We start from the raw sequence: 26,311 nt of genomic DNA, 5'->3' as shown, positions 1-26,311 counted from the left end.
AAAAAAACCCGCCGAAGCGGGTCTTTTTGTCTATCGCATCACAACTCAGGCGAGTTCGGCGAAGCACTCTTCGATGATTGCCAGACCTTTGTCCAGTTGCTCGTCCGGCGCGGTCAGCGGAACCAGGACCCGCAACACATTGCCGTAGGTGCCGCAGGACAGCAGGATCAGCCCCTTGTCACGGGCCTTGGCCACGACCTTGGCCACGGCTGCCGCGTTCGGCTTGTGAGTATCGCCGTTGTCGAACAGCTCGATCGCGATCATCGCACCCAGGGCACGCACATCACCAATCACCGCCGGGTACTTGGCCTGAATTTTCTTCAGGCCGGTCACCAAGCGCTCGCCGACCGCCTTGCAGCGATCCAGCAGGTGCTCTTCCTCGAACACTTCGATCACGGCCAGGGCCGCGGCGCAAGCGATCGGGCTACCGGCATAGGTGCCGCCCAGGCCGCCTGGCGCGATGGCGTCCATGTATTCGGCCTTGCCGCAGACACCGGCCAGCGGGAAGCCGCCAGCGATGGATTTGGCGAAGGTGGTCAGGTCGGCGGCAACGCCCATCTGTTCCATGGCGAAGAAGGTACCGGTACGGCCGGCACCGGTTTGCACTTCGTCAGCGATCATCAGGATGCCATGCTGGTCGCACAGGGCCCGCAGACGCTTCATGAACTCTTTGGGCGCGACGTAGAAACCGCCCTCGCCTTGTACTGGCTCGATGATGATCGCGGCGATATCACGTGGCTCGGCATCGTTCTTGAAGATGCGCTCGATGCTGGCAATCGAATCGTCGATGCTCACGCCATGCAGTTCGTTCGGGTACAGCGCGCGGAAGATGCCGCCAGGCATCAGGCCCATGCCGGCCGAGTAAGGCACGACTTTACCGGTCAGGCCCAGGGTCATCATGGTGCGACCGTGGTAGGCGCCGGTGAAGGCGATCACGCCAGCGCGGCCAGTGGCGGCACGGGCGATCTTCACGGCGTTTTCCACCGCTTCCGAACCGGTGCTGACCAGCAGGGTTTTCTTGGTGAAATCACCCGGAACCTTGGCGTTGATTTTTTCACACAGCTCTACGTAGGGTTCGTAGGCCAGGACCTGGAAGCAGGTGTGGGTCAGCTTGTGCAGTTGCTCGGTCACGGCAGCGATGACTTTCGGGTGCAGGTGACCGGTGTTCAGCACGGCGATACCGCCGGCGAAGTCGATGAACTCGCGACCTTCGACGTCGGTCACCGTGGCGTTCTTCGCGTGGTCGGCGAAGATCGGGTGGATCTGGCCAACACCGCGGGCTACGGCGGCTTCGCGGCGTTTCATCAGGGATGCGTTGGTCTTGCTCATGGTGTCCTCATTCACCGCTCATCGGGCGGCGTGGTTCAAGGATGACGCGGCAGGGAGGCACTGCACCAGCATACGATGATCGACTGGTACAGCGTTCCGGCCACACTGATATGTCGTTTGCAACGCGACAGGGGCAGCGCTCTCGTGCCCCTCTCGCCGAACCACCTGCCGGGTTAGATACCCAGGCAGAGATATTTGATTTCCAGGTAGTCTTCGATGCCGTACTTGGAACCTTCGCGCCCCAGGCCCGAGGCCTTGATACCGCCGAACGGCGCGACTTCGTTGGAGATCAGCCCGGTGTTGACACCGACCATGCCGTATTCCAGGGCCTCGGCCACACGGAACACACGACCCAGGTCACGGGCGTAGAAGTACGAGGCCAGGCCGAACTCGGTGTCGTTGGACATCGCGATCACTTCGGCTTCGTCCTTGAAGCGGAACAGCGGAGCCAGTGGACCGAAGGTCTCTTCCTTGGCCACGGCCGCGTCTTTCGAGACGTTGACCAGGATGGTCGGTTCGAAGAAGTTGCCTTCGATGGACTTGCCGCCGGCCAGCAGGGTCGCGCCTTTGCTCAGGGCGTCGGCGATATGCTCCTGGACCTTGGCCACGGCTTTCTCGTCGATCAAGGGACCTGTGGTAGTGCCCTCCTCCAGACCGTTGCCGATCTTGAGCTTGGCGACCGCCACTTTCAGTTTCTCGGCGAACGCGTCGTAGACCGCATCCTGGATGTACAGGCGGTTGGCACAGACGCAGGTCTGGCCGTTGTTGCGGTACTTGGAAATGATCGCGCCTTCGACAGCCTTGTCCAGGTCCGCGTCGTCGAACACGATGAAGGGTGCGTTGCCGCCCAGTTCCAGGGAAACCTTCTTGATATCCTTGGCGCATTCGGCCATCAACTGGCGACCGATCTCGGTCGAGCCGGTGAAGGACAGCTTGCGCACGATCGGGTTGCTGGTCAGCTCGCTGCCGATATCGCCGGCACTGCCGGAGACCACGCTGAACACGCCTTTAGGGATACCGGCACGTTGGGCCAGTTCCGCCAGGGCGAAGGCCGAGAACGGGGTTTGCGAAGCGGGCTTGAGCACCATGGTGCAACCGGCGGCCAGGGCCGGGCCGGCTTTGCGGGTGATCATCGCGGCCGGGAAGTTCCACGGGGTGATGGCGGCGGTGACACCGATCGGCTGCTTGATCACGATCAGGCGCTTGTCCGGCTGGTGGCCCGGAATCACATCGCCGTAGATACGCTTGGCTTCTTCGGCAAACCATTCGATGAAGGAGGCGGCATAGACGATTTCGCCCTTGGCTTCGGCCAACGGTTTGCCTTGTTCGAGGGTCATCAAACGGGCCAGGTCGTCCTGGTTCTCGATGATCAGCTCGAACCAGCGACGTAGTTTGTTCGCACGCTCTTTGGCGGTCAGGGCACGCCAGGCCGGCAGGGCCTTGTCGGCGGCTTCGATGGCGCGACGGGTTTCGGCGGCGCCCATTTTCGGCACGGTACCCAGGATTTCGCCGGTGGCCGGGTTGTTGACCTTGATCGTCTGACCGTTGTCCGCATCGACCCAAGCCCCATCAATGAAGGCTTGCTGGCGGAACAACTGGGTGTCTTTGAGCTGCATGTAGGCTTTCCTTAACAGCACCGCGCTTACGCGCAGCGAATTATTGATTGTAGAAAGGCGCCTTGGAGGCTGCCGTCAGGAAATTCATTCACCGGGCCGAAGCACATAAATAGCGCACATGCGATCGATGTGCGGTTCAGCACCCAGACAAGAGCGTTTGAAATCTCAAACGAATCCTAGGATCAATGGGGGTAAAGGACAATAGTCTGTTCGAAAAAAAGAACGAAAATGGCGCTTTTGCCGGGGTTTTCTGATCAACGTGAAGCCCGGGCCTTCGCGACGCCCGTCGAAGCCAGCAAGACAGGGCGAACGACCGGAGAAAATCCACAAAGAGAATATCCCGACAAAACCTGAATGGACGCCCCGGGCCGACATGGGTATGATGTCGCCCGCACAAGCACCAGTAGCTCAGCTGGATAGAGTACTGCCCTCCGAAGGCAGGGGTCGTGGGTTCGAATCCCGCCTGGTGCACCATATAGCAATCCAGACCTGTCTCAGACAGTCTGCGCCCCCCCAAGAGAGCCCGCCCTGCGCGGGCTTTCTTGTTCCTGGCAACCTGTCCCTGCCTCGCTACGGGGCCATAGGCCGCGGCTTCAACATCATGGGCACTCCGATAATGAAGGCCAAGTAACCACGAGCATGCTCGCCCCAGCCAAAGCCCAGCATTTACTTATCGAACTAACCAATAGCCAACTACGTAATTACCCCTACGGCCAACTTGATCTACATCAAGTAAGTCTCCGCGCAAAAAGGGTCTATTGTGTAAAAGGCAATTCGGATTTACCTACCTCTCGCCAAACAGGATTATTTTTCATTAAACAGTCATTGTTAAGTGCGGGTAATTGAATTACCGGCGGGCAATGCTGGACGCAAGGTCCCGGTCGTTCGTAATTTTTGGGTACGGCAGGATTAAGGCCAAGAAGGCTTTATAAGGAAGCAAGGATTAAAAGAACACCGAACAGGTGACGATCATGTTGACGTGTAAAGATCTTAGCGACTGCTGCGAGGGGATGCAAAAAAGTGAGCGGTGTGGCACGTGCCCCGAATCACCCTACTGGAAAGGCGGATTGCGCCTTGATCGCGGACGGGATTTGCACGACGCCCCGGACACCGGGGCGGACGAGGGGGGCATTGATACACCCGAAGCATTGAACGTCCAATGTCGACAAGACCAACAGGCTATTGCCAGCGACAGCGTCGTGGCGGCTACGACGATGACTGAAGAGTTGGTCACGGCAAAAAAGCTTTATGTGCAATCGAAATTGGCCGTGATTGAGATGTTCACGCATGCGCGGATGGGCCGCGTGGTTGCTTTAGAACAGGCAGATGAACTGGTCGACAATATATCCCTGTCGATCGCCCGTCATCCACATGCATTTATCAGCCTGGCACGACTGAAAAGTGCGGACGAATACACCTATATGCATTCGGTCGCTGTCGGTGCCTTGATGATTGCCCTTGCCAAACAGCTGGATTTTTCTGAAGAACTGGTCCATCAGGCGGGCTTGGCAGGCTTGCTGCACGATATTGGGAAGATGGCCGTTCCCGGCGCCATTCTCAACAAACCCGGTAAATTGACTGACAGTGAATTTGATCGGGTTCGTCAACACCCGCAGTTGGGCGCGCACATCTTGCGCAGCTCGGTTCAGGTATGCGAGTTGGTGATGGACGTGTGCCTGCATCATCATGAAAAAGTAGATGGCTCAGGCTATCCAGACCAGCTGGCGGGCGAGCAAATCAGTCTTTTTTCACGTATGGCGGCCGTGTGCGATGTGTATGACGCAGTCACCTCGGATCGCCCCTACAAAGAAGCCTGGAGTCCAGCCCTCGCCATTCAGAAAATGTCGGAATGGAAAGAACATTTCGATAGTTCAGTGTTTCAGGCATTTGTAAAGTCAGTCGGTATTTATCCGATAGGCTCCATTGTTCGCCTCAGCAGTGGAAATGTTGGTGTCGTCGTGGAGCAGGATCCGCACTCGCTGCTGACGCCAAAAGTAAAAGTTTTCTTTTCCGTGCCATTAAATGCCTATATCACGCCCAGCGTGATTGATATCAGTACCTGCGCGCAGTCCGAAAAAATTGTCGAGCGCCTTATCGCCAAACAATATGGATTTAAAAACATAGAGGCCCTGTGGGTCGGCGCGCCCATCGAAAGTTGAGCATTTTGTAACATTCAAGGAGTGAGCACTAACAACAGAAGGCTTGATCGCTATTCCCCGGGCGATGCAAGACCATTAAACACCGCTGTCTTTGACCGCCAGCAAAATAACAACATAGCAGGTAGAAAACATTATGAAATTCAAATCAGTGCAGGCAAAAATTTGTGCCACGGCGGGCATATGCTTGTTTGTCTCATCGGCCAGCCTGGTGATTTATGGATTGTTTACTTCTCGCGCGAGTGAGCAATATGTCTCCACCGAAGTCGGGGCACTGGTTGAAAAATCAACTATCCACGAGATTCAAAACCTGGCGGAGTCTCGGGCAAATGCTATTCAGGCGAAATTGCAGAACGCACTGGATGCGGCCCGGACCATGGCCAATGCATTCGCCGCCAGCAAAACCTCGTCAAGCCCTTTAGCCATGGGTCGTGAACAGATTAATAGCGTATTGCTCAGCGTCCTGAAGGACAACCCTGAATTCAACGGCACCTATTCATGCTGGGAGCCGGATGCATTGGACGGTCAGGATCTGGCGTCACGCAACGGCCAGGATGGCAGTAATCCGCTGACTGGGCGCTTCACGCCTTATTGGACACGCAGTGCCGACGGTCATATCGCGGTGCAACCATTGGTGGAGTATGACTCCCCGGACCGCCATCCCAACGGTGTCCTCAAAGGCGGCTGGTACAGCGGCCCGCGCACGACCTTGAAGGAAAGCGTGCTGGACCCGATTCCATATGTGGTACAGGGCAAAAATGTCTGGCTGACCACCTTGTCGGTGCCGATCGTGTCCAACGGCAAGTTTTATGGCGTGGTCGGGGCTGACTTCGATATCGCGTTCATTCAGAAACTCAGCGAGCAGATGTCCGCGGATCTTTACGGCGGAAAGGGTTCGGTATCGATTATGAGCAACCAGGGATTGGTGGTGGCCGACAGTCAGCGTACCGATCTGATTGGCCAGCCCATCAAGGCGTTGTTACCTGACTCGTGGGAAAAGGTTCTCGGCGATATCCAAGGTGGTCGCGGTACCGGCCTGCTCAACCAGGCCACTCAGAACATTGAAGTGCTGATGCCGATTCAGCTTGGGCGAACAGGTAAACCCTGGGCTGTGTTGATTCGTCTGCCCAAAGCGGTGGTCATGAGTCAGGCGATTGCCCTGGAACATGAATTGCAGTCGCGCAGCATCAACAACAGCATCTGGCAAGTATCGGTGGGGTTGGTTATTTCACTGCTGGCTTTGGCGGCCCTCTGGTTTACCGCAGCGAAAATCGCCGGGCCGATTCGCGAGGCCGCGGCACTGGCAGCCAATATAAGCCTAGGCGATTTCTCTCATCGCCTGGTTCAGCAATCCGAAGATGAGGTAGGACACCTATCAAGCGCCCTGAACGAGATGTCCGAAAGCCTGCAACGCCAGGTGCGAGTGGCCGAGCGCATTTCCGAAGGCGATCTGGATCTGGAGGTCAGGTTGTCTTCGCCTCAGGATACACTTGGCAAGTCGCTGGAAAAGATGGTCAGCAACCTGAACAACCTGATTTCCGAGGTGCAGGTCAGCGCCACCCAGATCACCCACAGCTCGGAACAGGTCACGGATTTGAGCCAGTCGTTGTCGGACGGGGCATCCAATTCCGCATCGTCCATCACCGAGATCAGCGCGGTGATGACACAGATGGCCGCGCAGACTTCCGACAACGCCGCCAACGCCAAAAAAGCCGATATGCAATCCCAAGCGTCACTGGCCGACGCAGGCGAAAGCGACAAACTGATGAGCGAGCTGATTGCCGCCATGGCCGAAATCGACAATTCGGGTAAAGACATCACGGCGATCATCACCACCATCGACAACATTGCCGCGCAGACCAATCTGTTGGCGCTGAACGCCGCGATCGAGGCTGCCAGGGCCGGCGAGCTTGGGCGTGGTTTTGCCGTGGTCGCCGATGAGGTGCGCAGCTTGGCGGCCCGCAGTGCCGAGGCGGCCCAACAGACGGCGGCACTGATCGCCGACTCCTCGACCAAGACACAGCGCGGCATGATCATCGCGGGCCGAACCGCCGAATCACTTAAGAATATCGTCAGCGGAACCAGCTCGGTGTCAAACCTGGTCTCCATGATTTACCAGGCTTCCAGTGAGCAGGCTTCCGGTTTGCAACAGGCCAGTGTCGGCCTTGAGCAGATCGACGAAGTGACGCAGAAGAACCAGTCCAACTCGCAGGATTGCGCGGTCGCGGCGAAAGATCTTTCGATGCGGGCATCGTTGATGCAGCGCGAGTTGAGTCGATTCAAAGTGAAAAAGGCTTAGTCGCTGCAGGCCACGAGTCTGCAAATTAAAAGCTCCGGATCGTTGATTCGGGGCTTTGCTGCCAACTGAGGCCACGATGAAGAGTCAAAATATTTTATTGCTTATCGAGTCAAGCCGTGAAAGCCCTGCATAAAACGTCAGGGCTTGATTTTAAGTCTGTAACGAACAATGACCGTAGGCTATCCGTCAATTCGCCGCCTCACCACCTCCAGCATATCCGCCCCCTCCCGAAGCAGCAGATACGCGGCACTGGTGAATCGATACAGATCGTTATCTTCCAGGCAGGTGATGCTCACGGACGTGATGCTTTCCAGCAGATCGGTACCCGCCTTGATGCGCTGCTGCGCGCACTCCAACAACTGGGCCACGGGGACGTGACTGTCGATCAACAGGACGGGGCGGTCGGGTAAATTGGTTTGAAGCGAGATGTATTGCGTCATGTTGCGTAACTCCTAACTTGAGAATAGAACCCTCCATCTCGTCGCCAAACAAAATGGGTGGCAGCTGTACGCAGGTTGGCGAACCGGTAAGTTAGAAACCCGGCAGACACGAAGGTCTCCCGCGCACAGCCACCATGAAGTGCAATCGCTCATGCCAATAACATGTACGAAAGGACATGATGCAACTGCGCCTAACTTGATTCGGATCGCCAAATCCGGTCGCTGGCTTGTACAGCGACAGGGCCAACTATAGGGGGCAGCAGCCAATGTAAGCAAGCTACGCCGGACCACTTAAGAGCGTTATGTGTAAGTCGAGTGCGGAAGCACGCTGTATCAAGGGTGCGGCGCTGGACGCTCAGGTATTGATGAACCTCAGGTTATCCGTCAGTCCGCCATCTGCCCACCTCCCGCAAACCCACCTCGGGCAACAACCACTGCCCCCCTATTGCGCCCTGACTAAAAACACCACGACCCGATCAGAACCCGGCACCCGCTGCAACCCCCCGACCATTTTCACCAGGCGCCCCTGTTCCATAGCTTCCCTGACCGGTTGCAGCAGCTGGTGCTGGCCCATCGTGCGCAGGTCGACGATTCTGCGCAGCCACTCATCCGTCAGTTGCTGCGGCGCCCCTCGGGAACGGCGCAAGGTCACCGACCAGCGCTTGGTCCATTTGAGCATGATGAAGTACAGCTGATCCGAGCCCGGGTGAGTACAGAACAGGTTGACCGTATTGAAGGACCGCGACTTCGGAACCTCGGTCACCACAAAACCATGGCGGCGCAGGATCGGCATCACCGCTTGCTCGGTATTCAGCGCCAGGCCGGCAACGCGAGGCGGTCCGCTGACGTCGAAGATCCGCGGGTCAACCACGTGGGGCGTATGAAAGTCCAGGCGGGAAAACCCCGTCGTACTCCTCGGCTCGTCGATTGGAAAGTTGCGCCCGCGGATGGGCCGGATATCCAGTTCGCTGAACAGCACATGCATGTCCACCCCCCGCGAAACCCAGGCTTCCTGCGTGCGCCTGAGCGCGACCATGCGGCTGGCCGTCACCGACGTACCCTCCACATCGGAACGTTCGATCAGCCGATTGAGCGTCCTGCGCTGGTTGGCTTGCAGCATGCCGTCCAGGGGCCGCGCCAGGGACTGCTCCGGGGGCACGCTGAACAAGGGCGTGCGCAGCGTCCAGGTCTGGCTCCGATGATCGAAGGTGGCCGGAATCGGCTGTTCGTCCAAATGCTCCCACCAGCGGTTGAAGTCGGTTCGAGCCTGCGCGGACAACGAACCGGGACGTTTCAGAAAAACGATATCGGGGTGAATATGCGGACCGTCGGGAAGCAGTTCGAAATAACGATCATCGAGTTTCAACAGACGCGTCTTGTGGATTTTCCCCTGTAGCCGATACAACCCCTGGGGCGCCGATAACACGTGGACCTGCTCGTCATCCAATAGCAGCCCCCACGCTCTCCAGTCCGTGGACAACAAGGCCGGTCGACGCGTCATCCATTCCAATTGCGGCACTGACGTACCTGCGGCAACCGTCGCCGGCTCCCAGGGGCGATGCCAACTGGCCCGACTGGGGCCAGCCACGGGCTCGGGCGCGTCGGCACGCAACAGGTATTCGCCAGGTTCGTGGATATGCAGGATCAGTTCATTGTCCTGCGCGGCGGTTTTCTTCAAGCGCAGGGCCTTTTCCCCCTTGGGCCAGTAGACCTCATAGTTGTGGCTGCCATCGGTGATGAACTGCACGCCATTTTTCGCGTAGCTGCCGGCATTGCTCGGACCGTGCAGGGCGATCGCATCGTCCAAGGTGATCTTCGCTTCATACCCTGGAAGCACAGGCCTGGGCTTGACTGCGGTGTCGATTTTTCTCAGCGCCATCGCACCTTTGTGGGAGAGCGCCTGGCGGTTGTTGATGGTCCTCAGCGCCCCGCGCGGCCAGAGCGCATGGCTGGCCCGAGCCGGCCGGGTCGCCAGGCTGCCGGGATAAAAAGTCAGCGCGGCATCGACCAGCGTCATAAGCGCGGCCTTGAAGAGTTCGAAGGCGTCGCGCGGATCGCCGCTGCGATGAAACCGGCGCAAAGCCACGGCCGTCTCATGGAAATTGACCGCGATGCTGACAACGGGCACCACCGACAAGACCCTGAGCCAATAGGCAGAACGCTGCTCGCGCGCGCGTTCCTCGCGGATCTGCGACAGTTGCCGGGCAGAGTTGGAAATCGACCGGGCACGCTGCTGAGCTCGCAGGACAAAGGCATGCGCCAGTATCAGCGACAGGTCGGATCGCCGGGTTTTCCCAAGCCGCAACCAATGCTCGGGATTTTCCGCTAGCTCACGCCTGACCTCCTTTTCCAGCGCCGCGGAATCCGGCACGGCTTGCTCCGGTTCGCTGCTCCACCAGCTCTTGACGGTCTTGAGCAGCGTAACGGCATTGACTGCGGAAACCGGGCCGCCCCCAAAGGGATTCAGGGCGATTGAAACCCGATCACCTTGCAGGGGAGCCAGGTGCATTGGGCACGCCGCCGCCTGGCCTTGCTCGGCGGGATAACCCTCAACGGCCTCCTTATCCCAGCCTGGCGCCAGTCTTTGCACAATGTCCGCCACCCGTTGCGGTGCCTGCTCGATATCGACCAGCGCGCGTTGCGCCGCCGCCAGGTCGGTGTGTTCAGTCAGCGCCTGTGCATGCGCGGCACCCGGCAGATAGACCAGGGTTCTCCCGCAAACCTTGTCGTGGATCGCCACGGCATTGCCGACATGCCGGGCCCGGGCAAAAGCCCGGCCGGCGAAGGTGATGAAGTGCAACTCAAGCTCAAGCCGGTCATTACGCAGGTCAGCGGCAAACTCAGCGTTCAAGGCCACCTCGAAGACCCCCGCGGCCCAGTCACTGAGCCCCTGTTGCCGGGCACTGAACAACTCCATACGGGCCCGTTGTCTGACCAGCCGGTACAACAGCACCCGGTCGAACGCCCGCAACGGTTCGAGCCCGGGGTTATCGACACCGTAAAAAACCCGCTGGATCAGGCTGTCGTAGTGCCCGCCAAGATCCAACGCCGAAATCGTGCCGATCAGGTACTCGGGGCTCAGACGCTGCCGCCAGGCTGTGTCCAATATCCGTCCATGCTGTAGACGACGCTTGGTCCCAGGCGCTTGCGGGTCGAGGTTTTCCAGGGCCAGGCGCAAGAAGCTGTAGCGGCGGCGGCCCTCGCTGACCACTGTTTTCGGGCCCGCCTCGCCCACCGTGCGCTCAGGGTGCCCGACCCACACCCGCTCGACACTGTCGGGAAGATCGAACAGCGGCTTGTCGATATCCAGTCCTGGATAAAAACCGTCCTGTTTGAGCTGCTCGATGATTTTCCCACGGGCGAAGTCATCCAGGTCCGGCAACTGGTTTTCCAGCTTGCGCTCCAGGACATGCACGCTGCTCTGATAGCGGGCCAGCAGTCGCGCGTACTGCTGGCGTACCGAACGGGATGCCTCGGACAACCAGCTGGGAAGAGCTTGCGCCTGCGCCGTGCCGAGCTGCAGCACGGCCATGTTGTCCAGCGCCCGCTCCCGGGCATCGTGCCCCGGAATACCGAGGTTTTCCTCCAGCTCATGGGCCAGCAGTTGCAGGGAGTTGTTGACGTCGCCGATTTCCGAGAACGGCCGCAAGCCGCCCTCGATCCGCCGACAGACCCGAAGGTGGTCCTGGATCTGCTGCTGGAGTCCCTGCTGCAGAGCGTCCGTTTCAATGGACGGGTAATGGAAGGATATCGGCTCGTCAGCAGGTAACCTCCGAACCCAGCTGCGCGCCTCGCCACGCAGGTCCCGGGGGACCAACGGCCAGAGGGTTTCGCACTCCAGGCTGCGCAAGGTGATGTCCAGCTGTTGCGAGAGACTGTCGAGGCTCATGAAACGTTGCAGCCCGCCCAGCCGTCCCGGCACAAACAGTAGCGCCGAGACGCCCGAGCGTGGATCGGCCAGCGCTTGTCGGGTACTGATGACACAGGCCCCGGTCAGCGACCAGCGCGAGGTTGGCGGCCCCAGGGCGATACCAGCGATCCGCGTATCACTGTCGGCATGCACGTCAGCCCGAGGTTGTGGCAACACCGCGAGCACACGCTCCAATTCCTGCTGATTGATCAGCCCGAGCCGATGCTGCATCTGCGCCTCGTACAACAATCCCTGGCCGCGCCCCTTGAGCATCTGGCCGGAAAGATCGCTGCCGTCCTTGTCCCTCGTGCTCCAGAACTCAGCCCGGGAGTAGCCATTCCGGTCCCGAAGCAGGCCCCGCAGATCAGCCGCCTGCTGTTGCCAAAGCGTGTGGCGCGCCAGCAGTTCGCTATAAGCCGGGGTGTCGCGTCCCGGGTCCTGCTCATCGAGCAGCTTGAGGATGGCCCGTTCCTGCTGCCGGACTTTGCTCTGCCGCAAGCGCACCGGAAGGCCAGCGGCCAGGCTGCCAAAGGTGATCTCCAGCATCCGGCGGCGTTCGTCGCGCCGCAGCAGTTGCGTGAGCGTCATTCGCAGGGGCGGCAAGGCCGTCAAGGCGGCGCGCGACTCCTGCATGGCATCCACCGCCTGCAACGGCGTCAAGCGCCCGGCATCGGTCAATCCCTCCGGCAGCATGCACGCCGTGTTGAGCAACAACGCGGCAGCCCACTCGTTGGCCAATTGCGTATCCAACCGGCTCAGGGCGCTGTGGGCCAGGGCATCGCCAGCGAGCTCCGCGCCGGCCTGGAAGCGGTATGCCAGGGCCGGGCGCTGCGCTTGGGGAAACAGCCAATCGCGCTCCTGCAGCGCCAGCAACTGCCAGAGCCGATAATTGCCCGGCGCGTTGAACAGCTCCGGGAGCCCGCGTTGCAGGTCGGCGTGGCTGGCAAACTCGAAGAACTCCGTGGACATACCGGGCACGAAGACCACCTGCCTGCCCCGCTCGGCGCTGCCGGAACCATGCAGGTGCAAGGCTCCGCTCAACGTCAGCGCAGCCCGGTCCTTTCCCGGCCAGACCAGCTCCGACGCCGTCAGACGGCCCCAGCGGCCACCGGCGAGCGCACGCGCTTCGGGAGTCGGAGCATCCAGCAACCCCATCAACATGTGGAACCCGGCGGAGGACAACTCGTCGATGCCACGGGCCAACAGGGCCTTGTCGTGAAACAGCAGCTTGTGCAGCTCGATCAGCCGCTCCCGTCGCGAAACAGCGCTGTCGCAGGCCGGCTGATACCAATAGCTGCGCAGGGCGGTGTCGATCCTGGAAGACAACCCCAGGGCCTTCAGACGCTCCAGAACCTGCTCCGGGTCCAACGGCAGGAGGCTGTCCGGTTCGGCGGCCAGGCTCAGTCGCACAGCATGGCCCGGTCCCAGGGACAGAAACGGATTGCGCAACAGCGACATGGCCACCTGCGCCAGGGTTCGTGCCGTTTGCCCGGCACCGCAGCGCAACGGCGGAGTGAACAGGAGCTGGTGCGGATCGTGTCCGAAGGACTGGGTCAGTATCTGTGTGAGCAGCGTACCGATCCGCGGCGCCCGCTCGAAGAGCGCCTTGAGCCGCTGCTGGCTATCGAGCCCACGCACCAGCGCCGCCTGGAGCCGGTTGAGCAACAGACTGGGGCGTTCGGAAGTCGCGATATGTTCGGAGAGTTTCTCGCCGAGGCGCTCCAGGGCGACGCCATCAGGGTCGGGTAAAACCGCTGTGGCGCCCTCGCTGGCCGACTCAACGCTGTCCCTGGGCGGGTTCTCTACGGAAGTGGTCATGGGATTTCCCTTGTTCCATGGAAAAAGGGAAAAGCGTAGAGCACGGTACATCCTGCTCGTGCAGTAGATAGTTAGGCGCGAGGCGGCCCTGCCCGGCATCGACCATCAGCGGTTCATAAGGGAGCAACGCTACAGTCGCGGACGGTTGCCGTCATTCTCCGTCACCAGCCGGATGGTCTGAAGATGGGCTGGCGGCGCCAGCGGCGACGGCCGCTCCTCCGGCTCGACGCGATACAGGTGCGTAAACACTTCACGTATTTCCCCGTGCTCATCGTTGTGCACCACCATCCTCGCGGACTGGCGCATCCGGGCGAAATTGTCCTCGCTCAGCTTGAAGCTGCGACTCAAGCCCTCATCGCCGACCACCGGCGCGGGCAGACGACGCTTGGCGAAGCTACGGCTCTTGCGTTGCTGATAACGCGCCCAGGCGATCAACAGCGCGGCATTCAGCAGACCGATCCACAGATAAACCTGCAAGGTATTCAGGGCGTCGAAGAACGAGATATCGATCCGTGGCCCGGTATGCCCGTCGAACAATGGCCACAAACCCTGAATCAACAGGTACAACAGGCCTATCCAGGCCAGCACGGTCAGCACCACATCGACTACCACCATGAATGGCCGCTGGCGGGTTCTGATGATTTTCATGAGCGCACCCTCTGCTTGTCGTCAGCGTGAGGCTTGATCCCCCGATCCGGACTGACCCAGCGGGCCCGCTTGCGGCTCTGGCCAAACAACACCCGGGGAAAGCTGACCAGGGTGGTGAAGAAGCTGATGAACCAGAACACCAGCGGGTACCAGACCACCCAGAACATGATTTTCCAGAGGTCTCTTTCGTAACGACGGTCGATCAGCACGCTGACCGCGAACTGCGCCAGGCAGACGATCGCCAGCAGCAGGCCGGTAAAGGCCGGCGGCACAATGCGATGTACGGCAATGGAGGCAGGCATCTCGATGAACAGGCCCATGCAATAGAAAATGATCGACAACAGGAAGGTGAACGCCCAGCCCGTCGACAGGCAGTACTCGAACAACAGCGGCCACAGATAACGATGGTTCCACTGCCAGATGCCGCGGATGTTCTTGAACAACACTTCCGCGCCACCCTGGGCCCAGCGCAGCCGCTGCTTCCACAACCCACGCAAGGTCTCCGGCATGAGGATCCAGCACAGTGCCCGTGGCTCGTAGAAAATGCTCCAGTGATCCAGTTGCAGCTTCCAGCTGATATCGATGTCTTCGGTGATCATGTCCGGGCTCCAGTAGCCGACCCGATCCAGCGCTGTACGGCGGAAGGCGCAGATCACTCCGGAGATGGTGAAAATCCGCCCGAAGACCCGTTGCGTGCGTTTGATCAACCCGATGATCGAGGAAAATTCGCCGACCTGGACCCGTCCGACCAAGGTCGAGCGGGTACGGATCCGTGGGTTGCCGGTCACGGCACCCAGGCGGGCGTTCTCCAGCATCGGCGCCACCAGATAAGCCGCCGTGTGCGGCGCAAGCAAGGCGTCGCCGTCGATGCACACCAGATACTCACTGCGGGCCGCCACGGCGCCCATGCGCAGGGCCACCGCCTTGCCCTGGTTCTGCGCCAGATGAATCACCCGCAAGCGCGGATCCAGCTGCGCCAGGCGATCGAGCAACTGGCCGGTGTCGTCCTTGGAGCCGTCATTGATGGCGATCACTTCAATGTTCGGATAATGCTGGCCCAGCGCGGCCTCGATGGTTTCGGCGACGTTGTGCTCTTCGTTGAAGCAAGGGACCAGGATCGAGATCAGCGGCTCACCCGCCAGCGCCGGCGGCAGGGTATCGGCTTCCCAGGGCCAGTGGCGTTCCCAGTGCAGCCAGAAGTACAAGCCACCGGCCATCCACAACCCCGACATGAACAACGGGTAGAAGAACACGAAGTCCATCAGGAATTGCCCGGTGACCAGGAAAATCACGCCCAGGGGAACTCCCAGAACGAGCGCCAGGACGAGCAGTGCCAGGATTCGATCCATCATGATCTAAGGATTCCATTTATTGGAAAGTGCGGGGCGCACGGCCTGCACGGCCGGGCTGTTGTCCAGGAAGTTGTCCGGGTAATAACCGAAACTGCTGGCGCCATGGCGCTTGAGCCGTCCCATCCAGTCTGCCAGCAGCTCACCGTCAAGATCCGTCGCCGGTTTCTGTCGCCAATCCCGGGCCTGTAGCTCGAACACCGTGCGTTCCAGGGCACCGGGGCGTTGCTTGACCTTGTCGACCAGCGCCTCCAACCAGTCGGCCGAGTGTTTCTCGCTCTGCCCTTCCATCAATGGCATGGCCATGGGCACGGTCCAGTCGTAGCCGGACAGGAAGTCATCAAGGTTCTGGGCAAACCAGGTTTCACTGCGCGGATCGATCACCGGCTCCACGAACAGGTTGCGTGCGGTCTGCACCTGCGGTCCGCGAATGGCCCGCACCTTGGCGGTCAGTTCGCCGGTGAAATCCATCAGGTAGCGGCTCTTGAACCGCGTCCAGCGTTGCAGCGTCGCCGGGTCGCCGCGCAGTGCGCCGATCGTACCCGGCAGACCATTGGCCGCGTAGGTACGCAGCGCCTGTGGGCTGGCGTCCTCGAAGTCGGACAACACGGCGTCATCGTGATAGAGGATGCCGTCGACCGAGGTCAGTCGGGCCACATCCTCGTAGATCTCGCCAATGATCCGCCGTACATCCGGGTCGAACGGCGACAGGCGCCGGTATTGTTTCGGGTCAACCGCGGCTTGCCCGGTGGCCGGGTCCCAGCGCGTCACCCGTGGCAGCTTTTCATCCAGGGCAAAACTGAGCACCGGCATCCAGGCGAAAACCTTGACGTGGGCCCGGGTGCGCAATTGCCAGGCGGCGCGGTCGAACAGGTCGGCCCGCATCGGCAGGTGGCGGTTGGGGAAGTACAGCGCGTGCACCAGGCCGTCGCCCGCAGGGTCGGCAAATGCCTGCAGGAACACGGTATTGGCGCCCATGTCCGCCATGCGCTGGACCAGCTTGCCGAGGTTGGCTTCCTGCTGCACCGGGTCCGGGTCGTAGACGTTGTCCAGGTCGACATGCACCACGCGCATCGGCAAGCGGTTCTGCACGGCAACGATACTGCTGGCGTAGTGGCCGCCATCCGGGTCCGCCGCCACCAGCAAACGTGGGCTGTTCAGCAGTTGATCAAGGCTGTCGATGCCATCGTCCAGGGTCAGTGCCATCTTGTAACCCTGGCTCTCGATCACCTTCAGCGCAGTGCCATCGGCAGTGCCGTAAGGCCAGATCCAGACCCGTGGCGAGTAACCGGTGGCCGCGCGAATCTTGGTCGAGATGGCGATCACATCCGCACGCAAGCGCGCCTCGAAATCGGCCTCGCTTTCATACCGACCGCTCGCCGCATCGTAACGTCGGGTCGCCGCCGCCGGTTGCAGGTTGCCCTGGGGATTGGCGAGCAGCCCCTGGTGGCTGGCGTCGGTGTGGGCAACGATTTCCACCAGCCCCGAGGCGGCCACTTCCTTGATCTGCACCCAGTTCAGGAACTCGGCGCGTGGGCGCAACTCACCGGCAAAATTCACCGGTTTATCCGCCGGGGTATCGATCCAGACACCGACCGGCGCCAGCAAGGCCGGCCACCGATAGCTCCTGAGCACCGGCAACACACGGGTGTAGAAACTCGCATAGCCGTCATCGAAGGTCAGCAGGATCGCCCTGGGCGGTAATTCCGGCCCGCCGTTGCGCGCCGCCAGGATCTGGTCCACGGTCACCGGCCGATAGTTGTTCTCCCGCAACCAGGCCAACTGCTCGAGCAATCGCTCGGTACGTACGGCGACCACCGCCTGATCGGGGTCGCGGTCCTCGATGTCATGGTAGGTCAGGCTGAGAAAGTGATTTTTCGGCCAGGGCGCCTCATTGACTGGTACCGCCCGCTGCGCGGGCGCGACAAACTCAGCCGGTTTCTGGGCGCAAGCGCCGATCAGCAAGGCTCCCAACAATAGGATGCAACGCGTGATCAAAGGCATCATCAACCCCTTCTAGAAGCGGTAGGTCAGGTCGACGATCAGCCGCACGTCGCGTTCGCGGTCGCCGTCATAGGGTCGACTGATCCAACTCAGATTCGCCCCGGCCTCCAGTACATCGTTCCAGCTCACCCGCTGGCCGTAGCCCAGCAGTGCAACCGCGCCCGTCGAATAATCGCGCTGGCTGTAGGTCCCGGCCCCAACCTGGAATTGCTGGCTCCACTGGGTTTCATAGCGACGGTAGAGGACGTGGTTGACGTTCACCGTCGGCAACAAGCTGAAGTCAGACTTGGGGTTGAAGTACGGTACGTCTTCGCTCTTGCTGTTGTGGCTGGTACTGACTTCCAGGCCCAGGTCCACTTGTACATGGGCGCTGCTGTAGATGCCTTCGCGGCCGCTGAGCAGGGCTTCGGTACGGTTGTTGCCGTCGCTGAAATGCGAAGGCGTGATCGCCAGCTTCCATTCGCGACTCTCATCGGCGCGCCAGCGCAGGAAAGCGCTCGCCGAATTGGCGCTGATATCATTCTTCAAGGCCCGCAATGGCGTCGCCGCCGACAGCCGTTCGAGGCTGCCGCCGTATTGCCAGTGATCGTTGATATCGAAGGCCGCCGCCAGGCGCGCGCCAAGCTTGTCGCCGTAGCCGTAGGACTGCTTGGAGAGCTCGGCCTCGAGGGTCATGTCACGGGATCGATTCTCCACCCCGAGCCGCTGCCAGCGGCGCTGGCCATCGCCTTCGGTAAAGCGGCCGAAGGCGTAGCCAGCCCCGGCGAACAATCGCCAGTCCTGGTTGATCGGCGGGCTGTAGAGCACGCTTTCAATCCCGTAGTCACGGCTGCCGGTGACCGCACCGGCACCGTTGGCGCCGCCGCCGAAGCTCTTGCCGGTATAGGCCTCGACCCGCAGCTCGGCCATCTCATGGACCTCACGCAGACGCTCCAGGCGCTGGACCTGCGGGTTCTCCGGAAAACGTCCGGCGACGTCGTCGGTGAGCACATCGAGCTGGCGCCACTCCTGCAACGCCAGGGCGGTGTTGCCCTGGGCAACTTCCAGCCCCATGTCGCGTGGTGCCTCGTTTTCGGTCTCCTTGTTCAGGGCCTCGGCACGGCGTGGCCAGGCGCGGGACAGGTACATATCGGCCTGCGCCACCCGCAAGCCAACGTCGCCCGGCGCCTGGCCGGCCAGTGCCTCCAGGCCTTGCTGGCTGGCGGGCAGGTCACCGTTGTGCAACCCCATCTGGGCCGCCAATTGCTGGGCTTCCAGCCAGGCATCGTTGGGCACGCCGCCCGGCACCCCCTTGAGCTGCAAGCGTGGCGGTACGGTTTTCGCCAGTTTATCCGCCACCAAGCGGGCTTCTTCCGGCTGGTCGCTTTCAATCAGGGCATAGACAAGAGCCGAGGTGTCACCCGCCTGGTCAGTCGGGTCCGCGCCTGGCACCGAGAGGATCTGCCGATACAGCGCCACGGCCTTCTCCGGCTCGCGCACCGCGAGGTAGGCCGAGGCAATCCAACGCAGGGCATAGGGCGGGATCGTCACACCGTCATCGAGCAGCTTCTGGTACTCGGACAGCACCTCGGCATTGCGCGAGCGGGCCTTGAGCGCCCCCAGGCGGTCGATGCGCCAGTGCACGATATCGTCATGGGCCCCCGGGTCCGCGGACCACGCCGCGAACAGGCGGTCATAATCGGCCAGGGCGCGATCGGCGACGACAAAGCGCTCCGCCTCGGTACGGGTTGGCAACTCGGCCAGGCGTACCCGTTCGGCGGCCAGTTCGCCTTCGAGGCGCCGGGTCGCTGGCGCATCGATCAACCCCGGATGCCGCTGGGCCAGGCGCAAGGCCGGTTCCGGCAGGCGCGCACGCTCCAGGGCGAACAGGTATTCACGCATGACCTCGGGTTTGTCCGCGGACCGGACAAAGGCCTGGTCGTACTCGAACAAGGCATCGCTGTTATTGCCCGAGCGGGTCAACGCATAACCCAGGGCCATGCGTCGAGCCGGATCATTGGGCTGCCGGACGACCTGCTCGCGCGCCCGACGCACCGCATCCCGCGGATCGCCACCATCGGCCTCGGTAACCGCCAGGCCCAGTTGCAGGTCGGCATTCTGCGGTTCGCGCTGCAGGGCCTGGCGATACAGGCGTTCGGCTTCATCCCAGTGCTTCAGATTGCGATAGGCGCGGGCAACGGCGGTCAGGGCCGGGGTCGGCAAGGTTCGATGAACGCCCTGGGTTTCATAGACGCTGACCACTTCGGCATCCAGCCCGGCCCAACTGGCGATCTGCAAATGATCGCTGATCTGACCGGTGGATTGCTGTTCGACGGGCAGTTGGCGCAAGTGCGCCAGCGCCGGCGTGTAGCTGCCGTCACGGGCCTGGCGGATAAGTTGATCGTAGGAAACATCGGCCAAGGCACTGAGTGGCCACAGCAACTGGCTACACAGCGCCACCCCCAACAACGGGTGCAATCTGCCCCCAAAACAGAGTCGAGCATTACGCGGCATATCGTCCATTTCCCGAGTGACAGCCGGAGTCCAATGCTCCCGCCTGGTCCGAACACACAAGACGGAGCTTAGCGACAGCGGTCGAACACACTTCCCCCCACTGCCTTTCACGAAGGTTAGACGAAAAAATCAGGTCCACGATTTATTCGCTCGTCATCGCCCCCGGAGATCGGGGTGTGGCGCCCGCTCACGCCTGCCACAGTGCCAGGTAAATCGTGAACGTCGTGCCCTGGCCCTCGACGCTGGCGCAGTGAATGCGACCGCCATGCCGATCGATCACGGTCTTGACCATCGACAGGCCCAGGCCCAGACCCACGGTGTTCTGCGCGGAGGTCAGGCGTCTGTAGGGATCGAAGAGTAGCGGCAGCTCAGCGGCGCTGATCCCCCGGCCCTGGTCGCTGAGGCGACAGACCAGCTCGTTGTCCAGCACCGTCAGGTCGAGGCTGATGCGCGTGCCGCCAGGGCTGTATTTGATGGCGTTTTCCAGCAGATTGAACAACGCCCGGGTCAACAGCGGGCCATCGGCCCAGACCAGACTTTCATCGGCCTCGTCGAGTTGATGACGCAGCTCGACGCCCTTGAGCCGGGCCAAGGGCGCTACCTGGTCGAAGGCATCCAGCACTAGCATGGCGAACAGCACGGGCTGGAACCGGTAAGCCTCCGACTCGGCCTTGGCCAGGTGCACGAAGGACTCGGTCAGGCCGAGGGCACGGCGCACCTGTTGTTCGATCTGCCCGTGCAGCAGCGTCTCGCCATCGTGCTCCCGGCGCACGTCCAGCAACGCCAGGATCGCCGAGTGCGGTGCCCGCAGGTCATGGGACAGAAAGCGCAGCAAGGTCGTGCGCTGCTGCTCGGCGTCGCGCTCGCTCGTCAGGTCCGCCAGGCTCAGCAACCACCCCATGCAGACCTCGCCCTCCGCCGACAACAAGGGCGCCAGGTCCAGACGCAAGGCCCGTTGCCGGATATCGCGAAACTCCTGGGGCAGCAGCGCCGACAGCGGCGGACGAACAGCCGCGTCGAGGCCCGCCAGCCCCAGGCGGGCCAGGTAGTCGAGGCCGTTTTCACCGACGGGAGAGCATCCCAGCAACGCGCGGGCGCTACGATTGGCCAGCAGCACCTGGCCCGCGGTGTCGGTGATCAGGGTGGCAACGGGCAGGCACTCCAGGCCGTCGGCCATGAACCGGCGGGTATCGCGGCTGCGATTGAGGGCCTGCTCCAACGCGGCGATGTTGCCCTGCAACACGTCGCCCCGGGGTGGGAGCGGCTGGCGCTGTTCCGGCAGGATCGCGGGTTCGGCATTCAGGCGCGCCAGCTCCCAACCAAAATAGGCGAGCAACGCACTCAGACGTCGCCAGTTCCACAGCAACCAGGCCAGCAGCACGCCGATCAGCGCGGCTCCCGGCGACCACCACAGGCCCAGTCGCAGCAGGCCCCAGGCGCCAAACAGCACCAGGCCCGCACACCCCAGGGTCAACCATAGCGCCTGCCGCGCACGCCACAGCAGCAACCCCAGCAACAGCGCCACGCTGGCCATCGACAACAGCACGGCCAACCAGGCTGGCAGCTCGACAATACTGCGCCGCTGCAAGAGGCCATTGAGGATGTTCGCCTGGATCTCCACCCCGGCGCTGGTGCCGGAACGCTGGGAAACCGGCGTGGCATAGCGATCGCCCAGGCCCGGCGCGGTGGCGCCGATCAGGATCAGGCGATCGCGTAGCAGCTCGGGCGGGACTTCACCGCGCAGCACACTGACGTAGGGCACGCTGGGAAACCCGTCCGTGGCGGAAATGAAGGGCACCCGGATAGCGTTTTCACGTTGCCAGCCGTGGATCCGGGACACACGCCCGGCACCCGGCATCGGCGTCCGTGCGAAAGCCGGCAGCGCCAACTGATAGGCCAGCCAGGCCAGTTGCTCATGGGGGTTGTCGAGCGGTCCCTCGCGCAGATAGACACTGCGTACCACCGCGTCGCTGTCCGCCTCGACATTGATATGCCCGACCGCCCGGGCACAGCGGCGCAGCGGCTCGACGGGGGCAATCTCGCGCAGGGGCATGGCGAAGCGCGGCACGCCCTCTCGCAGCAAGGGCAGGACCACATTGCCGGCGGCGCACAGCGCTTCAGCCAAGCGGGTATCGTCACCGGCACGATCCGGCTCACTGAAGATCACATCGAACAACACGCCACGCACCTCGGCCGCCCGGAGACGCTCGAGCAATTCGGCATGCACGCTGCGGGGCCAGGGCCAACGGCCCAGCGCCCGCAGGCTGCGCTCGTCGAGGGTGACGATCAGGATCCGTGGATCAACGGACAGCGCCGTCAGCCGACTCAGGCGATCATAGATAAAGGCGTTCAAGGCCAGGCTCTGGTTCAACGCCAGCACCGCGGTCAGGGGCAGGAGCAACAGCGTCACCAACAGCCACTCGCGCAACAAGCCGCGCAGCAGCCGCTGGGCCTGCGTCAACTCGCGATCGGCGCGCCGTCGCCAGACACTCATGAGCCGAACGCTCGCCGACTAGGGAGCATTCACTGTCCTGGGCCAGTAGTAAATATCGTAGACCCCGGTCTGGCCCTCAAGGCCTTGTTCGTCGAACGCTGACAGTCGCACATGGTAGAACGCCGCCTGCAAACCGCTGAAATGGATATCCGGCGTGCTGGAAAAGCGCTCTTGCTTGATATCGAGGAACGTCGCATCGGTGGCGACCTGCGCCCGATAGCGCCGGGCGCCGTCCAGGGGCTGGAGAAAGAGTTGCCAGACCGGCTGGTCGCCGCGCTGGCCATCCTGGCCGAGCAGCCGTGGCGCCGGCAGCAGGTCGACCGGCTCGAGTTCGCCCTGGTCCTGGATCTTCAGGCCCTGCCGGGCATTGACCCGCACCCGCGGCTCGGCCACGGCGGACAGCTTGCCGCGCGACTTGGCGCCAGGCGCCGGCGGTGCTTCGGAACGACTTACCGCTACCTGACCATCAAGCACTTCGACCAGCGCCTGGCCCTCTTCGCTGCGCGTGCGAAAGTGCGTGCCACGAACCCCGAGAACCCCGACCGAGGTCCGAATCTGGAAGCGATCATGATCGCTGAAACGCTTGATGACGTAGGACTCGACCTGACCCTGTTCGAGCAACACCTGGGGGACCGACTGCGTCTCGTCCAGTTGCAGGCGGACCTGCGAGCGGGACGGCAACACGATCCTCGAACCGTCGCCCAGCCTCAGGCTGACAAAGGCATCGGCCGCGGTTCTCAGCCCTTCGTGTTCATCCAGGCTCATCCCTTCTTCCAGGGCTATCTGCTTGCCCGTGGCATCGAGCTTCCAGGCCTCGCCCGCCAGGTGCAGCACCACCGCCGGAAAAGGTTGCGCACGACATTGCTGCTCGCGGTCGAGATAAGGCGCGCGGAGCGTGGAGGTTGCCGCCAGGACAGCCGGCCCCATCAGACAGAAGATGGCCCCCATCAGCAGGTGCGGGCCGAGCCGGGATGGAAGAACAGGAAAACGAGGCTGCGAAAGAAAGCGTTCGCTCATGGGCTTGGCCGCTCAGGCGCTCAAGGGAGCAGGATCGAGGAAACAAACGACGGCACACTACCATCCTGGTCAATCATGCCACAGGCCCCCCGCCCCCCGGACCACACTGTGTTGCTTCGTATGAATACACAGCAGGGTATGAGGGAAAAATGACCAAGGGAGGCCATCCTGACCTTCCCTTGGCGACGGTCCGTGTGGATCCGAACCGCCACCCGTCCGTGGGTCGGACTTGCTCCAAGTGCCCCTTTAGTGCTGGACCTACTCTATGGGCAAAACCGGGGTGCTCGGCGAATCTGCCAGAATTGTTCAGATTTGACGACCGACTTGCAGCCCTCCATTCAGGAGATAGCCTGTAGAGTCAGGTTTTAAAAGACAGCCCCGTCGCTACAGGAGACAGATCCAGACATGCGTGTCGCCATACTCGACGACGAGCCCGCCGAACTGCGGCGGGTCGAACAGACCCTGGGCCAGATGGCCGGTATCGGGGAGGCGCCCTGGACTCTGCAAGGTTTCGAGCGCGGCGAGGACCTGTTGCGCCAGTTGCGCCGGGAAACCTTCGATCTGCTGATTCTCGACTGGCAAGTGCCGGATCTCAGCGGCCTGGCGCTGCTCTGCTGGACCCGTGAGCACCTGGAGGCGCCGCCGCCGGCGATCATGCTCACCAGCCGCGATGCCGAGAGCGATATCGTCCTGGCCCTGGGCAGTGGCGCCGACGATTACGTGAGCAAACCGTTCCGCGCCAACGAACTCAAGGCGCGGGTCAATGCGGTGCTGCGCCGGCATGCCGGACCACGCGGCGCGACCGGCGAAATCGCGACCTTCAATGACCTGGGTTTCGACGATGCCGAACTGACCGTGACCCGCGCAGGCCGCCCGGTCAGCCTGACCGAGCGTGAATATCGCCTGGCGCGTTGCCTGTTCGCCAACCTGGGGCGACCGCTGTCGCGCGAGTATCTCTACAAGCGCTTCTGGCCCCATGAAGAAGTGCTGTCGTCGCGTCCCCTCGACACCCACATCTATCGCCTGCGCAACAAGCTGGGCTTGACCGCCGAACACGGCTGGCAGTTGCTGACGATCTACGGCTATGGGTATCGACTGGAAAGCGTCACTTCGGCTTGAACGCCGGGCTCAAGGCTGTTCACCGCCGCTCATGCCACCGAACTTGGTCAGCACCAGGGTGATGAAGTCTTCCACCGGCATCTTCTGCCCGTTGAAGTCTACCTGGCCACCCGCGTAGTGCAGCGTGGAGAGGATATCGTTGCCCTGCACGGTCGCCATCTCGGTGGACAACGCCATGGTGCCGGCCATTTCACTGGCCATCGAGGCTTGTTGGGCGATGGCCTTGGGGTCGGTCTGGCCCTGGATCTGCGCCTGCAGGCCAGCCAGGTCGGAGATCATCGGCTTGGACAGCAAGACCTTGGCATCCAGCTGCGAGATCAGTTGCTTGCCCAGCTCCACCGGCGGCAGTTCGGTGGACGACGGGTTGGTCAGGTCCACCAGCAGGCTGGCGCGGCTCTCGCCATTGGCGGTCTTGAACGAGAAATTTTCCAGGGCGATCTGCGGTTTGCCGGCCAACAATTGCTTGATGTTGGCTTCGACCTGGGTCTGCTGGGCCGGGGTCAGTTCCGGTACCGCCGCCTCAGGGTCTTCAGCCCCCGCCGCCTGGGCCTTTTGCAGCGCCTCCAACTGGACCTGGTACAACTTGATCAGCGATTGCATCGCCGGGATATCCAGATTTTTCGCCGTCCAGCTCATCTGGGCACTGCCCACCGGCTTGTCGTTGTAGTCAATGGATGCGACGTTATAGGCCAACCGTCCGGAGAGCGCATTGCCCGTCGCCTCCAGCGAGTCTTTCTGCTCGAAACCCTTGACCGTGACCACTGCGGGCGTGGTCCCGAAGGTGACCTTGGTCTCGCTCAACTCCAGGAGGTTCTGCCCCAGATAGAAACCGAAATCGCTCTTGACCAGGTCGCTGGCCAAGGTCAGGCCGCTCAGTTCGACCTGCACCGGCCCTTGCTCGGCGGACACCGCCGAGACCTTGAGGTTATCCATGTAACCGTTGGCTTTGATCTTGGCCGACAGGTCGCTGGCGCTCAAGTCCAGGCGCAACCCGGAGAATTTCACCGTAGTGGTGGCGTCCGGCGCGAAGTCCAGCGGCACCAGTTCGACATTGCCGTCCACCGAACGGTTGTAGCCCAGGGCGACCTGGCCCTTGAGCGGCGCGACGCCCTTGGCGGCGTCGAACCACGGGGCGGTGACCTCATTCTTTTCCAACTCGTAGTTGCTACTGAGCATCACCGGCAGCAGCTTCAGCGCCTTGAGACGCGACCACGGCAACGGCCCATGCTCGATATGGTCGACGAGCAGCAGCTCGATGTCCTTCTTCTCTTCGCCGACCTGCAGGTTCTGCAGCTTGAGCCGATAGTGCGCGGTGCTGGTGAACAGGTGACGATCAAGCGACACCAGCTCGATATTGGCGCTGCCACCGGCACTGGCCAGGGCGGTTTTCAACTGTTGGTTGGCTTCCTGGATCGAGTTGTTCAGTACCCCTTCCAACTGATTGCCGGTGTACCAAGCGCCAACGCTGCTCACCGCGCCGACCACCACGACAAAACCTAAAAGCAAGCCTGCTGATTTATTCATGAATTGACCCGATCGATGTCCGTTGTATGGAGAAATGCTGGTCTTCCTGACCCCTGACCGGAGCCGGCTCGACAATGCTCGAAAGGACGCAGGGT

The 26,311-nt window shown here is 61.8% G+C and carries 14 protein-coding genes, 1 tRNA gene and 1 pseudogene; 5 read left to right on the top strand and 11 right to left on the bottom strand.

The features are described 5' to 3' along the window. Positions 1-45 precede the first annotated feature (45 nt). Complete coding sequence (gene gabT / locus PFEN_RS25160) at positions 46-1,329, bottom strand: 4-aminobutyrate--2-oxoglutarate transaminase (protein ID WP_191489323.1); 1,284 nt, start codon at positions 1,327-1,329, stop codon at positions 46-48. A gap of 173 nt (positions 1,330-1,502) precedes the next feature. Next, the gene (gabD, locus tag PFEN_RS25155; RefSeq protein ID WP_191489322.1) at positions 1,503-2,945 is read right to left on the bottom strand and encodes an NADP-dependent succinate-semialdehyde dehydrogenase; all 1,443 of its coding nucleotides are present in this window, start codon (positions 2,943-2,945) and stop codon (positions 1,503-1,505) included. A 397-nt stretch (positions 2,946-3,342) separates the two neighbouring features. On the opposite strand from gabD, the gene PFEN_RS25150 reads away from it, so the two are divergent. From PFEN_RS25150 to PFEN_RS31665, 4 genes and pseudogenes are all read left to right on the top strand, one after another. Then, positions 3,343-3,419: transfer RNA gene (locus tag PFEN_RS25150), tRNA-Arg, on the top strand. A 497-nt stretch (positions 3,420-3,916) separates the two neighbouring features. Next, complete coding sequence (locus tag PFEN_RS25145; protein ID WP_224771071.1) at positions 3,917-5,104, top strand: HD-GYP domain-containing protein; 1,188 nt, start codon at positions 3,917-3,919, stop codon at positions 5,102-5,104. Positions 5,105-5,237: 133 nt separating this feature from the next. Further along, a pseudogene (locus PFEN_RS31670) lies at positions 5,238-6,500 on the top strand (HAMP domain-containing protein); the annotation flags it as partial. Further along, positions 6,495-7,400 (top strand): methyl-accepting chemotaxis protein, encoded by a 906-nt coding sequence (locus PFEN_RS31665; protein ID WP_412071491.1) that lies wholly within the window; start codon positions 6,495-6,497, stop codon positions 7,398-7,400. The pseudogene PFEN_RS31670 and the gene PFEN_RS31665, both read left to right, overlap by 6 nt. Positions 7,401-7,579: 179 nt before the next feature. Here PFEN_RS31665 and PFEN_RS25135 read toward each other — a convergent pair whose 3' ends face one another. From PFEN_RS25135 to PFEN_RS25100, 8 genes are all read right to left on the bottom strand, one after another. After that, the gene (locus PFEN_RS25135) at positions 7,580-7,840 is read right to left on the bottom strand and encodes a hypothetical protein (RefSeq protein WP_191489320.1); all 261 of its coding nucleotides are present in this window, start codon (positions 7,838-7,840) and stop codon (positions 7,580-7,582) included. 442 nt (positions 7,841-8,282) lie between these two features. Then, entirely contained in the window at positions 8,283-13,568 is a 5,286-nt protein-coding gene (locus PFEN_RS25130) for a dermonecrotic toxin domain-containing protein (protein WP_191489319.1), read from the bottom strand. A gap of 129 nt (positions 13,569-13,697) precedes the next feature. Further along, positions 13,698-14,216, bottom strand: a complete 519-nt coding sequence (gene pgaD, locus PFEN_RS25125; RefSeq protein ID WP_191489318.1) for a poly-beta-1,6-N-acetyl-D-glucosamine biosynthesis protein PgaD — start codon at positions 14,214-14,216, stop codon at positions 13,698-13,700. After that, positions 14,213-15,568, bottom strand: coding sequence for a poly-beta-1,6-N-acetyl-D-glucosamine synthase (gene pgaC / locus PFEN_RS25120; RefSeq protein WP_191489317.1), 1,356 nt, complete (start codon positions 15,566-15,568; stop codon positions 14,213-14,215). The genes pgaD and pgaC overlap by 4 nt, the downstream gene beginning before the upstream one ends. Before the next feature lie 3 nt (positions 15,569-15,571). Beyond that, positions 15,572-17,569 carry a poly-beta-1,6-N-acetyl-D-glucosamine N-deacetylase PgaB gene (pgaB, locus tag PFEN_RS25115; protein ID WP_191490253.1) on the bottom strand — a complete coding sequence of 666 codons (1,998 nt, stop codon included), beginning with the start codon at positions 17,567-17,569 and terminating at the stop codon, positions 15,572-15,574. A gap of 12 nt (positions 17,570-17,581) precedes the next feature. After that, positions 17,582-20,062 carry a poly-beta-1,6 N-acetyl-D-glucosamine export porin PgaA gene (gene pgaA / locus PFEN_RS25110; RefSeq protein WP_191489316.1) on the bottom strand — a complete coding sequence of 827 codons (2,481 nt, stop codon included), beginning with the start codon at positions 20,060-20,062 and terminating at the stop codon, positions 17,582-17,584. Between the two features lie 187 nt (positions 20,063-20,249). Further along, positions 20,250-22,556, bottom strand: coding sequence for a CHASE2 domain-containing protein (locus PFEN_RS25105; RefSeq protein WP_191489315.1), 2,307 nt, complete (start codon positions 22,554-22,556; stop codon positions 20,250-20,252). 18 nt (positions 22,557-22,574) lie between these two features. Next, positions 22,575-23,504, bottom strand: coding sequence for a FecR domain-containing protein (locus tag PFEN_RS25100; protein ID WP_191490252.1), 930 nt, complete (start codon positions 23,502-23,504; stop codon positions 22,575-22,577). 474 nt (positions 23,505-23,978) lie between these two features. Between PFEN_RS25100 and PFEN_RS25095 the strand changes: the two genes are divergently transcribed. Beyond that, the gene (locus PFEN_RS25095; RefSeq protein WP_191489314.1) at positions 23,979-24,692 is read left to right on the top strand and encodes a response regulator transcription factor; all 714 of its coding nucleotides are present in this window, start codon (positions 23,979-23,981) and stop codon (positions 24,690-24,692) included. Between the two features lie 9 nt (positions 24,693-24,701). Here the strand turns inward: PFEN_RS25095 and PFEN_RS25090 are convergent, their stop codons facing one another. Beyond that, a complete protein-coding gene (locus PFEN_RS25090) occupies positions 24,702-26,216 on the bottom strand; it encodes a YdgA family protein (protein ID WP_191489313.1) in 1,515 nt (504 codons plus the stop codon). Between the last annotated feature and the right edge of the window lie 95 nt (positions 26,217-26,311).

It is taken from the genome of Pseudomonas sp. FEN, from assembly GCF_904067045.1.
Classification (GTDB): Bacteria; Pseudomonadota; Gammaproteobacteria; order Pseudomonadales; family Pseudomonadaceae; genus Aquipseudomonas.
This window is presented reverse-complemented; position numbering and strand designations above follow the sequence as displayed.

What these genes read in the sequence shown, in the direction of transcription:
- PFEN_RS25095 (WP_191489314.1), top strand. Translation starts at nt 23,979, where the DNA reads ATGCGTGTCGCCATACTCGACGACGAGCCCGCCGAACTGCGGCGGGTC.
- PFEN_RS25090 (WP_191489313.1), bottom strand. Translation starts at nt 26,216, where the DNA reads ATGAATAAATCAGCAGGCTTGCTTTTAGGTTTTGTCGTGGTGGTCGGC.
- gabT (WP_191489323.1), bottom strand. Translation starts at nt 1,329, where the DNA reads ATGAGCAAGACCAACGCATCCCTGATGAAACGCCGCGAAGCCGCCGTA.
- pgaA (WP_191489316.1), bottom strand. Translation starts at nt 20,062, where the DNA reads ATGCCGCGTAATGCTCGACTCTGTTTTGGGGGCAGATTGCACCCGTTG.
- pgaC (WP_191489317.1), bottom strand. Translation starts at nt 15,568, where the DNA reads ATGATGGATCGAATCCTGGCACTGCTCGTCCTGGCGCTCGTTCTGGGA.
- PFEN_RS25145 (WP_224771071.1), top strand. Translation starts at nt 3,917, where the DNA reads ATGTTGACGTGTAAAGATCTTAGCGACTGCTGCGAGGGGATGCAAAAA.
- pgaD (WP_191489318.1), bottom strand. Translation starts at nt 14,216, where the DNA reads ATGAAAATCATCAGAACCCGCCAGCGGCCATTCATGGTGGTAGTCGAT.
- gabD (WP_191489322.1), bottom strand. Translation starts at nt 2,945, where the DNA reads ATGCAGCTCAAAGACACCCAGTTGTTCCGCCAGCAAGCCTTCATTGAT.
- PFEN_RS25135 (WP_191489320.1), bottom strand. Translation starts at nt 7,840, where the DNA reads ATGACGCAATACATCTCGCTTCAAACCAATTTACCCGACCGCCCCGTC.
- PFEN_RS25100 (WP_191490252.1), bottom strand. Translation starts at nt 23,504, where the DNA reads ATGGGGGCCATCTTCTGTCTGATGGGGCCGGCTGTCCTGGCGGCAACC.
- PFEN_RS25105 (WP_191489315.1), bottom strand. Translation starts at nt 22,556, where the DNA reads ATGAGTGTCTGGCGACGGCGCGCCGATCGCGAGTTGACGCAGGCCCAG.
- pgaB (WP_191490253.1), bottom strand. Translation starts at nt 17,569, where the DNA reads ATGCCTTTGATCACGCGTTGCATCCTATTGTTGGGAGCCTTGCTGATC.
- PFEN_RS31665 (WP_412071491.1), top strand. Translation starts at nt 6,495, where the DNA reads ATGTCCGAAAGCCTGCAACGCCAGGTGCGAGTGGCCGAGCGCATTTCC.
- PFEN_RS25130 (WP_191489319.1), bottom strand. Translation starts at nt 13,568, where the DNA reads ATGACCACTTCCGTAGAGAACCCGCCCAGGGACAGCGTTGAGTCGGCC.